Consider the following 12,973-nt stretch of genomic DNA (forward strand, 5'->3'; position numbering starts at 1 on the left):
GCCGTCGAGTTCGTGCCCTCCAGGACATCATCCAAGCGCCTGCGAGGCGAGCGCTAAGTATCGCCTTGTCTGAGGAATCCATTTCGTGGGTTCGCGCGGAGCCGCGTCGAGCAGATGCGCCAGCGAGAGCCGCGCCCGCAGGGTGGCGTGGAGAGCAACATACAGTGGAATGAGATCGTGGGGGATCGTCTCTCCGGAGAGCCGGGCAACATGCTCTATCAGTTCGGCTCCAAAATGCGGATCGCCAAGATAGGCGCATTCCATGCTCAGAGACGCCATTTCGTCAAAAGGGTCGACAAGTCTGAGCTCGCGATCGAACTCGAGACAGTCAAAGATGACAATCGGATCCGTCAGGCAGATATGCTCCGGCCGCAAATCCCCATGACCCTCGACGATGTGCCCGGCTCGCGCGCGCTCGATAAGTGAGGGGCGCACTCGCGTAAGAGCCGCGTCGAGGCGAGACAGTAATATTTTTACCGCGCTCTGATCGCTGAAAAGATCCTGCCGCGTCAATACGAGTCGATTAGTGGTCATTTCGTTCGTAAAGCGGTCGACCGGCACATCGTGAACAACGGGAGGATGCTCGGCCTGACGGTAAAACGTCGACAAGACATCGGCGAGCCTGAGGCTTTCCGAGCCGGAAAGCGATCCTCTTCTCAACATCACGTCAAGCATGCGCTCTGACGGAAGCCTTCGCATCACCACGAGCCAGTCGACGATCTGCCCAGGTCCATCGAGCGTCAGATCGCCCGCTGGAGACAGAAGCAGAGGTGCAACGCCGAGATAAACTCCCTCCGCCAAGCGACGGTTCAAACGGACCTCTTCACGGCAATAGAGCTCTCTTGCCCCCAATGTCGAAAAATCGAGATAAGGGTAATGCACCGGCTTCTTGAGTTTGAAGACTCGATCCTTGGCCATGAACACCCAAGACATGTGGGTTTCCTTGACCGTCACAACATCCGGCGCATCCGGGTAAGCCGATGGATTACTCAGAAAGCGAACCTTGTCTTCAAGCGGCACCGCGGCATCGTCTTGAGGACGCGGCAACTGTTCCGAACCGGGCACGACACGACACCTCATGAGACATAAAAATGCCCAAGCGGACGGCTCTCCTTGATCATCGTCAATATCTTGAGTGGTGTGCTGTTTATTTTTGTGGCTTCGCTAAAGGACCGGCAAAAATCCGGGAGGTGGTTCTGGATGGACGAGTTCGAAGATCGTTCGAGCGCCGGGCGCCTTCTTGCGGCAAAGCTTGCTCGTCTGAATTTGCCCGACCCGGTGGTTCTAGCGCTTCCACGCGGCGGCGTTCCTGTCGGTTTCGAGATCGCTCAGGCTCTCAATGCTCCCCTCGATCTGCTTCTGGTTCGTAAAGTCGGCGTTCCATCGCAACCCGAACTCGCTGCGGCCGCTGTGGTCGACGGGGAGCGTGCGGATATCGTATTCAACGATGAAGTGATGTCTTTGGTCGGGCTGACCCGCGAAGCACTTGAACCCTTCGCGAGCCGTGAGCTGGAGGAAATCGAACGTCGTCGGGAAATCTATCTGTCGAACCGCGAGTCTGTATCGACCTCTGGACACACGGTTATCGTCGTCGACGATGGTATCGCCACTGGAACCACTATGCAGGCCGCTTTGAAGGCACTCGCACGGCGACGTCCCATGCGGCTCGTTCTTGCCGTTCCAGTCGCGCCAGCAGATCGCGTTCGATCGTTGAGTGCGTTGGTAGATCACGTGGTGTGCCTTCTCACGCCCGACAGCTTCTTCGGCATAGGCGAATATTACCGTGACTTTCATCAACTCAGCGACAGCGAGGTCATCGCCTATCTGGACGCGTCGCATGCGCGAACAAGCCAATCCGGCGATATAAGATTCCTGCGATGAAAGGCATCGCGCGCGACCCTCTTCTCTTCGCCCTGCGGTCGAGTCGGGATTTCGCAGAGCGCATCGCACATCATCTCGATGTCGCCCTTCAAATGCCCGAGGAGCGGGATTTTGAAGATGGTGAGCACAAAACGCGATCTCTCATGGATGTGCGAGATCGTGATGTCCATCTGATCGTCGCCTTGAACGGCAGCGATGGCGAAAGTGTCAACGATCGCCTGTGTAAAGTTCTGTTTTTCATCGGCGCCCTGAAAGAGGCAGGGGCCGCGCGCGTGATCGTGATTGCTCCCTATCTTTGCTATGCGCGCAAGGATAGGCAGACAAAGCCACATGATCCTGTGACCACCCGCTATGTTGCGCAACTCTTCGAGGCGGTCGGTACGGATCGCCTCGTCACGATGGACGTTCACAACATTCCGGCATTTCAGAATGCCTTCCGATGCGACACGGAGCACTTGGAAGCAAGCGCGATCTTCTGCGACCACATTGCATCCGAGATCGGGCGCGAAGCGATAGCGGTCGTCTCTCCGGATATCGGGGGCGCGAAACGAGCTGAACTCCTTCGCGAGCAACTAGAATCGAAACTTGGGCAACCCGTCATGAAGGGAATTGCCGACAAGCAACGCAGCATGGGCGAGATATCGGGCGATCTCTTTGTCGGTGACGTTTCGGGGCGCATGGCTGTGATCGTGGACGATCTCATCAGCACCGGCGCGACGATGGCCCGTGTCGCCGCACAATGCCGCACGCATGGAGCGAAAGGCGTCTTCATCGTCGCGACTCATGGGGTCGGCGGCCCGGCGTTGATCGACAATCTCCGGTACTCTGCCATCGACAGGATCATCCTGACCAACACGATCCCTCAATCTGAGGACGTTATGGCGGCTCTGAGGGATCGCCTCAGCATTCTCGACGTGTCCGGCGTCTTCGCGCAGGCCATCAAGCGTTAACGCAGCCCTGCACCTCTATCTCCGGTGGAGCGCCGTTCCACCTGCTGCTTTCGGCTCAAGGGCCTTGAATGTGTTGATAGCCGATGCTAAGAATTTTTCAACATCAAGAGTTGGGCTGACGCTCAACGCCAACCTGCTGACCGAGCAAGGTGGCGCTCCCGAAAGGGAGGATGTGGCCAGAACCGGCAACCAAACGGTACAACGCCACTGCGTCGGCTCTCCTCATATCGAAGGAATTGCCTGATGCGTGACAATGCTCCGCCCGATCACCCTTTGAGCGCCGGACCGAATGACACGGTCATGTTCGTTGGTGACTTTCTAGGGGGCAACCATTCGAGCCGCGCCCGGGCTTCGTCCGTTTATGTCGTCGTGCATCGGGAAAACGAGACATGGACGCACGTGTATCGCGCCGTTGAGGATGCACGCCCCGGTCACATCCTCGTGTTTCTGGAACATGTCCTTCAAGGAGATCGCATGTCCGAAGGGCAGAACTGGTCCTTGTCCAAATTCGGAAGCCCCGTGAATGCGGGCTCTCCCGGCCCTCGGATCGCGGCTTGAGGCGGCCCAAATAAAAAGGGCCGCCCGAAGCGGCCCTTTTTTCGAAGTGATTACTTCTTGCGCGGAGCGCGCTTCTTCGCGTTGACGGCTTCCTTGACCGCCTTCGAAGGCTTGAACTTCAAGCTCTTGGAAGCAGCGATCTTGACCGGCTCGCCCGTGCGCGGGTTGCGGCCCTTGCGGGGCTTGCGCTCGACGAGCTTGAAGGTGCCGAAGCCGAAGATCGAGACTTCATGGCCCTTGCTGGCCGTCTCGGAGATCTTCGTGAAAACGCTTTCGACGAGTTCCTTCGTGAAGGTTTTCGTCAGTTCATATTCCTCAGCAAGGAATTCAATAAGATCGTTCTTGTTCATGGTAGACCCGCAGTTAGCTTGGTTCTTTAGCAAAAGATCTAATTTTCCGGTCAGGTCAAGCTTCTCGCTTGCGATTCCACAGCCTATGCAACCCAGCGTGGACGAAAATCCGGGATCGAGCCCTTAAGCCGACCTATCGGCCCCAGCTGAGCACGAGAGGATCGAGCCGCCGCGCAATCTTTATCAGACCCTGGCGCGTCTGCGGGTGCAGAGGTTGCAGGGGATGGCGCACGACTTCGGTACGGATCACTCCGCCCTCCTTCATCAAGGACTTGCAAGCGAGAAGACCGCACTGCCTGTTTTCGTAGTTGATGAGCGGCAGCCAGCGTTCATAGGCAAGGGCCGCCTCCTCGCGACGGCCGGCTAGGTAAGGATCGATGATCCGGCGAATGCCATCGGGATAGGCTCCGCCCGTCATCGCTCCGGTGGCGCCGGCGTCCAGATCCGCCATGAGGGTGATCGCCTCCTCACCGTCCCAGGGACCTTCAATCGAGTCACCCCCCAATGCCAGAAGATCGCGCAACTTACCGGCGGCTCCGGGAACCTCGATCTTGAAATAGGCAACGTTGGCGATCTCACGGGCCATTCGGGCGAGAAGGGCAACGGGAAGAGAAGTACCTGCGACCGGGGCGTCCTGAATCATGATTGGGATCTCGATCGCATCCGAAACCGTTCGGAAGAAGTCGTAGATGCCGCCTTCCGAAACGCGAATCGTCGCGCCGTGATAGGGGGGCATGACCATCACCATGGCAGCTCCCGCATCCTGCGCGCGACGACTGCGTTCAGCGCAAATATATGATGAGAAATGTGTCGTGGTGACGATGACGGGGACGCGGCCCGCCACATGATCGAGCACAACTTTCATGACGATTTCGCGCTCGTCATCGGAGAGAACGAATTGCTCCGAGAAATTCGCCAGAATACAGAGGCCGTCCGAGCCCGCATCGATCATGAAGTCGACGGCGCGACGCTGGCCCTCGAGATCGAGCCGACCGCTTTCATCGAAAATCGTCGGAACGACGGGAAACACTCCGCGGTATGGGCGTTTGAAAGCCATGTCTTCTCGTCTCCCCTGGTTTCTACCGTGCTTAGTGATTGTCGCGCGGAACGGGAGACCCTGTGCGACCGACAAGAAAGTCGAAATCGGCGCCTCTATCAGCCTGAAGCACGTGGTCCACATAGAGCTTGACGTAACCGCGCGAGGCGGATGACTCGGGCGGCGTCCATGCTGCGCGGCGGCGCGCGAGTTCATCATCCGCGACATGGAGGTGAAGACTCCGCCCCGCTACATCGAGCGTGATAGAATCGCCATTCCGTACCAACGCCAACGGTCCTCCGGCCGCCGCTTCCGGAGCCACGTGGAGAACGACGGTTCCGTAGGCCGTGCCCGACATGCGTGCATCCGAGATGCGAACCATATCGCGCACACCTTTCTTCAGGAGCTTTGAAGGGAGTGGCATGTTGCCGACCTCTGCCATGCCCGGATAGCCTTTGGGACCGCAGTTTTTCAGCACCATGATGCAGGTTTCGTCGATGTCGAGATTCTCGTCGTCAATGCGTTCGTGCAAATCCTCGATCGTTTCGAAAACAACAGCCCGCCCTGTATGATTCATCAACGCGGCGGTCGCGGCCGAAGGCTTGATGACTGCGCCATTCGGAGCAAGGTTTCCCCGAAGAACCGCAATCCCCGCATCGACTTTGAACGGTTCGTCGAACGCGGTGATCACGTCGCGGTTCCAGCACGACACGTCCTTGACGTTATCCCAGACGGTGTGCCCGTTGACGGTCAATGCACTTTTGTGAAGCAACTCGCACTCGCCGAGAGATCGCAAGACGACTGGCAACCCGCCCGCATAATAAAAATCTTCCATAAGGAATCGCCCGGAAGGCATCAGGTCCACCAGACAGGGAACATCGCGCCCGAGCCTGTCGAAATCGTCGAGTGAAAGATCGATACCGAGGCGCCCGGCAATGGCGAGAAGATGCACAACCGCATTGGTCGATCCGCCAATGGCGGCAAGCGTGCGAATGGCATTCTCGAAGGCCTCACGCGTCAGGATCCTCGACAGAACAAGCTCTTCCTTGACCATCTCGACGATTCGCCGTCCGGACATGCGGGCGAGATGATTGCGACGCGCATCGGCTGCCGGGATCGCAGCGTTCTCAGGTAGACTGGCACCAAGAGCCTCCACCATGGATGCCATGGTGGAGGCCGTGCCCATGGTCATGCACGAACCGTGCGAGCGATTCATGCCGCCTTCGGCCTCGTGAAATTCCTGAAGCGTCACTTCGCCCGCGCGAAGTTGTTCGCTCATCGAGATGATGTTCGTGCCGGATCCGATATATTGTCCGCGATAGACACCCCGCAATTGCGGCCCGCCGGAGATCCCTATGGTCGGAAGGTCCGCGGAGGCCGCTCCCATCAAAAGGGCGGGAGTGGTCTTGTCGCAACCCATCAGCAGCACGACACCATCGAGCGGATGCGCGCGAATCGCCTCCTCCACATCCATCGCGGCGAGGTTGCGAAAGAGCATAGCCGTCGGGCGCATCGTCACTTCGCCCAGCGAGGAGACGGGAAACTCCAGCGGGAAGCCGCCCGCCTCGATTACACCGTAACGCACGTGCTCCGCGATGGTGCGGAAATGGGAATTACACGGCGTCAGTTCCGACCACGTGTTGCAAATGCCGATAACGGGTTTTCCTTCGAACTGGTCTTGCGGGAAGCCGCTGTTTTTCAAAAATGAGCGGTAGTAAAAGCCCATCTTGTCCTGTCGCCCGAACCAGGCTTGGCTGCGTAGGTTGCTTTTTTGGCTTTCGCTCATGTTCTTGATGCTCCGCCCGGTCAGCTTGGTCGGAGGCCCCTGAGACGCCACGCTCAATAACCCGCGACTATCGTTCAATGGATATTAATTGAGCATATAATATTATAAATAAAGATAACGGAAGCCTGCGAAAGTCGAAGGCCGGCGAATTCCAGAGCCGTCGAGGGCAAAACGTGTTCTGAGCGACCGCCTCGATTTCCTGATGAGGTGAAATTGCGATAGGAGGCACTTCGGATACGCGGCCACGTAGCTTGACGGCTATGAGCGCGTGCTCACATTGTGATCCGACGATGAGGAAATACCCTTCCCGTGATGGACTTCAAAACACCCTCGAAGGCGCGCTCCGCGCACGATCTTGTCACTCAGGGCATTGGTCGGGGTATCATGGAAGGCCACTACGCGGTCGGCAGCACCCTGCCGGGTGATGCCGACCTCATGGAGCTCTTCGGTGTTTCCCGCACGGCCTTGCGCGAGGCCATGAAGACGCTCGCCGCCAAGGGGCTCATCGAATCGAAGACCAAGGTCGGGACACGCGTTCTCAGCCGCGACAGCTGGAACATGTTCGACGCCGATATCATCTCCTGGCATCTTCAGCTCGGCGTCGACGCGCAATTCCTGGGTTGGCTTTTCGAGATCAGACAGGCCCTCGAGCCTCTGGCCTGCGTGACGGCCGCCTTACGCCGCACCGACAATCAGCTCGCCAAGATGAAGCACGCTCTGATGGCCATGTATCAGTGCGAAAAGAACCGGCAGGGTTTCACCAAGGCCGATCTCGCCTTCCATCAGGCAATTCTCGAGGCGTCCTGCAACCCGTTTCTTCAATCGATCGGCTCGCTCATCGCGGCAGCTCTGGCGACAGCCTTCAACATCAGTTCGCCGGTTTCAAGCAACGAGCGCTTCCAGCGTGTGATGAAGCAACACCAGGCGGTATTCGACGCCATCGAGCAGCGTGATCCGTCGGCGGCAAGTGCCGCCATGTCGGAGCTGATCTTGCAAGCGGCAGAGCGCGTCAAAGTCAAGAAGTCCGGGAACCCGGTCTCCACCATACAGCTTCAGGCTTTCACAAAAGTCTGAGCCTTCAGATCGATCTGTCTGTCGGACGTGCCGGCCGTTTGGTCGATCGGTCACTTTGGCATGATGCCTCTAGCCGCGCCTCGTCGCAGCCATAGATACCGAGCGACACCTTCTCAGTCGAAAGACGGGCTGTCTAATTAATAGTATTATAGTATTATGAATTTGAGAGTTCGAGCGCCTTTCGAAGCCATGAGTGCTACAATAAGGTCTCAAGACTTCTCAAGAATGGCCGCGTCCCCGGGCCTTCATCATGATCGCGTGTGCAGCAAAGCGCACCGGCATCGTGAACGGCGGAACGCTGTGAAGACGCCAAAGAGCAGGCCGGTCGCCGCAACCGACGTCACGGCTTAAACGAGGGAGAACGACCTTGAAGACAATGAAATCGATTTTGGCCGCCCTGGCATTGGGCGCGTTGGCACTGGCTCAACCCGCGAACGCTCAGGACAAAGGGCTTGTCGGCGTGTCGATGCCGACCAAGTCCTCCGCCCGGTGGATCGCTGACGGGGACAACATGGTGAAATCCCTGAAGGAAAAAGGCTATACCGTCGACCTGCAATACGCGGAAGACGACATCCCTAACCAACTCGCCCAGGTCGAGAACATGATGACCAAGGGCGTCAAGGTTCTCGTCATTGCCGCCATCGACGGCACGACGCTGTCGAATGCGCTCCAGCAGGCAGCAGACAAGGGCATCAAAGTCATCGCCTACGACCGCCTGATCCGCAATTCAAAGAACGTGGACTACTACGCCACCTTCGACAATTTCCAGGTCGGCGTGCTGCAAGCCAGCTACATCGAGAGCGCACTGGGTCTCAAGGAAGGCAAGGGCCCCTTCAACATCGAGCTGTTCGGCGGCTCGCCAGACGACAACAATGCTTTCTTCTTTTACAACGGCGCCATGTCGGTGCTTGATCCTTACATCCGCAGCGGCAAGCTCGTCGTCCGCAGCGGCCAGACCGGCATGGACAAGGTCTCGACCCTGCGTTGGGACGGCGCCGTCGCGCAAGCGCGCATGGATAACCTGCTCAGCGCCTATTATGCCGACAAGCGTGTCGATGCGGTTCTCTCGCCCTATGACGGTCTGAGCATCGGCATTCTGTCATCGCTCAAGGGCGTCGGCTACGGCACGCCGAAACTACCGATGCCCGTTGTCACGGGACAGGACGCGGAGGTTCCGTCCATCAAGTCGATCCTCGCCAAGGAGCAGACCTCGACGGTGTTCAAGGACACGCGCCAACTCGCCAAGGTCGTTGCCAGCATGGTCGATGCGCAGCTCTCCGGCAAGCCCGTCGAAGTCAACGACACGAAAACCTACGAGAACGGCGTGAAAACCGTGCCATCCTATCTCTTGAAGCCGGTGAGCGTCGATGCTTCCAATTGGAAGGAAATTCTCATCGGCAGCGGTTATTACAACGAGAACCAGGTCAAGTAACAGCCGCCTCAAAATGGGAACCCCGCGCTCTCTTCGCGCTGGGTTCCTCATTCGTTTTACGATCGGCACGAGAGCTGTCGCGGATCCGAGGTTCCTTGATGAATGCGATCCTTGAAATGCGAGGAATCACAAAAACCTTCCCCGGCGTCCACGCTCTGGACGACGTCAATCTCGTGGTGAGGGCCGGCGAAATTCATGCCGTCGTCGGCGAGAACGGCGCGGGCAAATCCACCCTGATGAAAGTGCTGAGCGGCGTCTATCCCCACGGCTCCTATTCCGGTGAGATCCATTTCGAAGGCGAGGAGCGGCGCTTCAAGGGCATTTCCGACAGCGAAAAGCTTGGCATCATCATCATTCATCAGGAGCTGGCGCTTGTTCCGCTCCTGTCCATCGCCGAGAATATCTATCTCGGCAACGAGCAGGCGACATTCGGCATCATCGACTGGGCCGCGGTGTCGTCCCGTACAAAAGTGCTTCTCGCCAAGGTCGGCCTCCAGGAGGCTCCCCAAACCCTCGTCACGAATCTGGGTGTCGGCAAGCAGCAGCTTGTCGAGATCGCCAAGGCGCTCTCGAAAAGGGTCAAGCTGCTCATTCTGGATGAGCCGACCGCCAGCCTGAATGAAAGCGACAGCGATGCGCTTCTGGCTCTGCTTCTGCAGTTCAAGGCGCAAGGCATCTCCTCGATCCTGATTTCGCACAAGCTCAACGAAATCTCGAAAGTCGCCGACTCCATTACAGTGCTGCGGGACGGGAGTACCGTCGAGACCCTGAATTGTCGGCAGGACGAAGTCAGCGAGGATCGCATCATTCGTGCAATGGTCGGCCGCGAAATGGCCGATCGCTACCCCAAGCGTGAATCTCACATCGGCGAGACCCTGTTCGAAGTGGAGAACTGGTCCGCCTATCACCCTATCCATCCAAATGTGCAGACCGTCAGAAACGTCGACCTTCACATCAAGCGCGGCGAGATCGTCGGTATTGCAGGGCTAATGGGGGCAGGACGAACCGAATTTGCCATGAGTCTCTTCGGCAGAACCTACGGCCGCAACATCAGCGGCCGTGCCCGTCTTCGCGGCAATGAAATCGATGTGAGCACGGTCGACCGAGCTGTGGAAAGCGGCATCGCCTATGTCACCGAGGATCGCAAGACCTATGGCCTGATCCTCGAGGAAGACATCAGAAAGAACATCAGCCTTGCCAATCTCGCCGGCGTCTCCGAAGGCGGTGTCATAGACGAAATCCGTGAGCAGGCTGTCGCCAGCGATTTTCGCGGCAAGATGAAGATACGCTGTCCGAATATCTTTCAAGAGACGATCAATCTTTCCGGCGGCAACCAGCAGAAGGTGGTGTTGAGCAAGTGGCTCTTCGCCGATCCGGAGGTGCTGATTCTGGATGAGCCGACGCGCGGCATCGATGTGGGCGCCAAGTATGAGATTTACACGATCATCAACGGGCTTGCCGATGCGGGCAAGGGCGTCCTCATGATCTCGTCCGAAATGCCGGAACTGCTCGGCATGTGCGATCGCATTTACGTGATGAACGAGGGCGCCTTCATCGCCGAATTCGAGGCTGCGGAGGCCTCCCAGGAAAAAATCATGCGTGCAATCATGCAGGCGGGGAAACGTTGAGATGGATACCGGGATTTCTGCAGATCTTCAAAACGCCAAGCAGACATCATATGCGAGCTTTCTGAAAAACAACTTTCGCGATTACGGCATGCTGGTCTCCTTGATTGCCATCATGCTGCTGTTTCAGGTCCTCACCGGTGGCACCCTCCTGAAGCCGCTCAATCTGACCAATCTCGTTCTGCAGAACAGCTACATTGTCATCATGGCGCTCGGAATGTTGCTCGTCATCGTCGCCGGGCATATAGACCTGTCGGTCGGTTCCGTCGTCGGCTTCATTGGGGCACTCGCGGCGGTGATGATGGTGCATTTCGGCATTCATTTCATCCCGACGACCATCGTATGTCTGCTTGCAGGCGCTGCGATTGGGGCTTCACAGGGCTATTTCGTCGCCTTTTTCAGGATCCCCTCCTTCATTGTCACCCTGGCGGGCATGCTTGTCTTCAAGGGCTTGACGCTTGCTCTGCTCGGCGGCCAGTCCGTGGGACCGTTTCCACCGGCCTTCCAGAAATTGAGCTCCGGTTTCATCCCCGACTTCTTCGATGGTGAGAGCTTGCGGATCACATCGCTCCTGATCGGCGTCGTGACGGCCATTGCAATCGTTTATTTCAGCACGCGCAACCGCGCAAAACAGCAAGCGCACGCCGTCGAGACGGCTCCATTCGGATTGTTCGTGCTCAAGAATGCGATCTTGTGCACGATCGTCATCTATTTCAGCTACCTGCTTGCGACCTACAAGGGCCTGCCGAATGTTCTCATCATCATGTCGGCTCTCATCGCGCTTTATGCCTTTGTAACCAACCGCACGACCATCGGTCGGCGCATTTATGCGCTGGGCGGCAATGAGAAAGCCGCAAAGCTCTCCGGCATCAAAACCGAGCGCCTGACCTTCCTGACTTTCGTCAATATGGGCGTACTCGCGGCGCTTGCGGGTTTGATCTTCGCCGCGCGCCTGAACACGGCAACGCCAAAGGCAGGCCTTTCCTTCGAACTCGACGTGATCGCCGCGTGCTTCATCGGGGGAGCCTCGGCCTCCGGCGGCGTGGGCAAGGTCACGGGCGCGGTCATCGGCGCCTTCGTCATGGGCGTGATGAACAACGGCATGTCGATCCTCGGCATCGGCATCGACTATCAGCAAGTCATCAAAGGCCTCGTGCTCCTCGCCGCTGTCTTCCTGGATGTCTACAATAAAAAGAAGTGACGCCAATTCAGGGTGATCGTAACCGAATTCGGCGCTAGATAACGTTTCATCTGCTTGGCACTTCGCACACTAAGCGCTTTTAAAACTCATCGCTGCCCGATTAACGCCACAACAATAACCTTAGCTGCACGCCTGATTCTTTCGTAAAAGGATAAGGCCGTGGCCGACACAAAACATTCGACTGGCATTGAAGCAACTCAATCAGTGAGCGCCCTCGGACTGAGATGGGCAGCCCTGCGAGGCATGCTCTCCTCACCTCTCATCATGGTTGATGATCAAAAGCCTTTGCGTGACGAGCTCGTGCGGGAACTCTCTACAATCGAGCAGGATTTCGTATCTCTTCCGGCTCGCAATGTAACCGAGGTCTCGGCGAAGATTGATGTCGCAAAGTCAGCTCTCCGTGAGGGACTTCAAGGAGGACAGAGTTGGTTGGTCAGTCTTCTCTCCAGCATCCAAACCGACCTGAACGCGACAAACGCGAAAGCTCCGACGATGGGAGCAAGCCGCACGACCTCCAATCTCACCCGTACAGATCAATCGCGTCATGCGGTTCAAGCGATCACGGAGACCGAGACATCGAACGCTGCGTGAATTCAGGAAGTGCCTTCCTTAAGGCGCTTCTCCTGACTCTGGAGACTTTCCGATTCCGCATCCGTAAACAGCCTTGAGCGGGTCAGAAACCGAACGTCACGGCCGTTGTCCAGGGAGAACATGCCGCCTCGTCCGGGAATGACGTCGATGATGAGTTGCGTATGCTTCCAATACGCAAACTGGGACTCGCTCATATAGAACGGTGCGCCACCGATCATCCCCATCAGCACGTCGTTCTCTCCGACGAGATACTCGCCCTGCGGATAGCACATGGGGGACGAGCCGTCGCAGCAACCGCCCGATTGATGGAAAAGAACCGGCCCATGCTCGCGCTGCAGGATTGCAATCAATTCGAGAGCACGCGGCGTTGCGGTAACACGCAAAATCTCGCTCATGTTTCCCCTCTTCCAATTTCCTGCCGGAGCGCCCAAGACGGGCCCCCCGGCAGGAAATGATCATGCTCTAGAGTTTAATCGTTTCAGATTGAAA

General features: G+C 57.5%; 13 protein-coding genes and 1 riboswitch. Of the genes, 8 read left to right on the forward strand and 5 right to left on the reverse strand.

Annotated elements, in window-relative coordinates; translation table 11 throughout:
* Nucleotides 1-27: 27 nt before the first annotated feature.
* Entirely contained in the window at nt 28-1,065 is a 1,038-nt protein-coding gene (locus tag AB4072_RS13865; protein WP_441968759.1) for a hypothetical protein, read from the reverse strand.
* 135 nt (nt 1,066-1,200) lie between these two features.
* Between AB4072_RS13865 and AB4072_RS13870 the strand changes: the two genes are divergently transcribed.
* The 3 genes from AB4072_RS13870 (at nt 1,201) to AB4072_RS13880 (ending at nt 3,389) form a co-directional block, all read left to right on the forward strand.
* Nucleotides 1,201-1,881, forward strand: coding sequence for a phosphoribosyltransferase (locus AB4072_RS13870; RefSeq protein ID WP_441968761.1), 681 nt, complete (start codon nt 1,201-1,203; stop codon nt 1,879-1,881).
* On the forward strand, nt 1,878-2,831 hold the full coding sequence (locus AB4072_RS13875; protein ID WP_441968763.1) for a ribose-phosphate diphosphokinase: 954 nt from the start codon (nt 1,878-1,880) through the stop codon (nt 2,829-2,831). The genes AB4072_RS13870 and AB4072_RS13875 overlap by 4 nt, the downstream gene beginning before the upstream one ends.
* Nucleotides 2,832-2,926: 95 nt before the next feature.
* Nucleotides 2,927-3,034, forward strand: a riboswitch (SAM-I-IV-variant riboswitch).
* A 40-nt stretch (nt 3,035-3,074) separates the two neighbouring features.
* Entirely contained in the window at nt 3,075-3,389 is a 315-nt protein-coding gene (locus AB4072_RS13880) for a hypothetical protein (RefSeq protein ID WP_441968765.1), read from the forward strand.
* 50 nt (nt 3,390-3,439) lie between these two features.
* On the opposite strand, the gene AB4072_RS13885 is transcribed toward AB4072_RS13880, so the two are convergent.
* The 3 genes from AB4072_RS13885 to AB4072_RS13895 all read right to left on the reverse strand — a co-directional run bounded on the left by AB4072_RS13885 (nt 3,440) and on the right by AB4072_RS13895 (nt 6,561).
* Nucleotides 3,440-3,739 carry an HU family DNA-binding protein gene (locus AB4072_RS13885; protein WP_441968767.1) on the reverse strand — a complete coding sequence of 100 codons (300 nt, stop codon included), beginning with the start codon at nt 3,737-3,739 and terminating at the stop codon, nt 3,440-3,442.
* 133 nt (nt 3,740-3,872) lie between these two features.
* Complete coding sequence (locus tag AB4072_RS13890) at nt 3,873-4,796, reverse strand: dihydrodipicolinate synthase family protein (protein ID WP_441968769.1); 924 nt, start codon at nt 4,794-4,796, stop codon at nt 3,873-3,875.
* Between the two features lie 31 nt (nt 4,797-4,827).
* Nucleotides 4,828-6,561, reverse strand: coding sequence for an IlvD/Edd family dehydratase (locus AB4072_RS13895; RefSeq protein WP_441968771.1), 1,734 nt, complete (start codon nt 6,559-6,561; stop codon nt 4,828-4,830).
* A gap of 312 nt (nt 6,562-6,873) precedes the next feature.
* Here AB4072_RS13895 and AB4072_RS13900 point away from each other — a divergent pair, with 312 nt between their 5' ends.
* The 5 genes from AB4072_RS13900 to AB4072_RS13920 all read left to right on the forward strand — a co-directional run bounded on the left by AB4072_RS13900 (nt 6,874) and on the right by AB4072_RS13920 (nt 12,484).
* The gene (locus AB4072_RS13900; protein WP_441969194.1) at nt 6,874-7,635 is read left to right on the forward strand and encodes a FadR/GntR family transcriptional regulator; all 762 of its coding nucleotides are present in this window, start codon (nt 6,874-6,876) and stop codon (nt 7,633-7,635) included.
* A gap of 376 nt (nt 7,636-8,011) precedes the next feature.
* On the forward strand, nt 8,012-9,067 hold the full coding sequence (chvE, locus tag AB4072_RS13905) for a multiple monosaccharide ABC transporter substrate-binding protein (protein WP_441969196.1): 1,056 nt from the start codon (nt 8,012-8,014) through the stop codon (nt 9,065-9,067).
* A 98-nt stretch (nt 9,068-9,165) separates the two neighbouring features.
* Nucleotides 9,166-10,695 (forward strand): multiple monosaccharide ABC transporter ATP-binding protein, encoded by a 1,530-nt coding sequence (gene mmsA, locus AB4072_RS13910; RefSeq protein WP_441968773.1) that lies wholly within the window; start codon nt 9,166-9,168, stop codon nt 10,693-10,695.
* A gap of 1 nt (nt 10,696) precedes the next feature.
* Nucleotides 10,697-11,893 (forward strand): multiple monosaccharide ABC transporter permease, encoded by a 1,197-nt coding sequence (gene mmsB, locus AB4072_RS13915; protein ID WP_441968775.1) that lies wholly within the window; start codon nt 10,697-10,699, stop codon nt 11,891-11,893.
* 243 nt (nt 11,894-12,136) lie between these two features.
* The gene (locus tag AB4072_RS13920; protein ID WP_441968777.1) at nt 12,137-12,484 is read left to right on the forward strand and encodes a hypothetical protein; all 348 of its coding nucleotides are present in this window, start codon (nt 12,137-12,139) and stop codon (nt 12,482-12,484) included.
* A gap of 2 nt (nt 12,485-12,486) precedes the next feature.
* On the opposite strand, the gene AB4072_RS13925 is transcribed toward AB4072_RS13920, so the two are convergent.
* On the reverse strand, nt 12,487-12,879 hold the full coding sequence (locus tag AB4072_RS13925; RefSeq protein ID WP_441968779.1) for a DUF779 domain-containing protein: 393 nt from the start codon (nt 12,877-12,879) through the stop codon (nt 12,487-12,489).
* Between the last annotated feature and the right edge of the window lie 94 nt (nt 12,880-12,973).

The organism is Microvirga sp. 2MCAF38, from assembly GCF_052115485.1.
Taxonomy (GTDB): domain Bacteria; phylum Pseudomonadota; class Alphaproteobacteria; order Rhizobiales; family Beijerinckiaceae; genus Microvirga.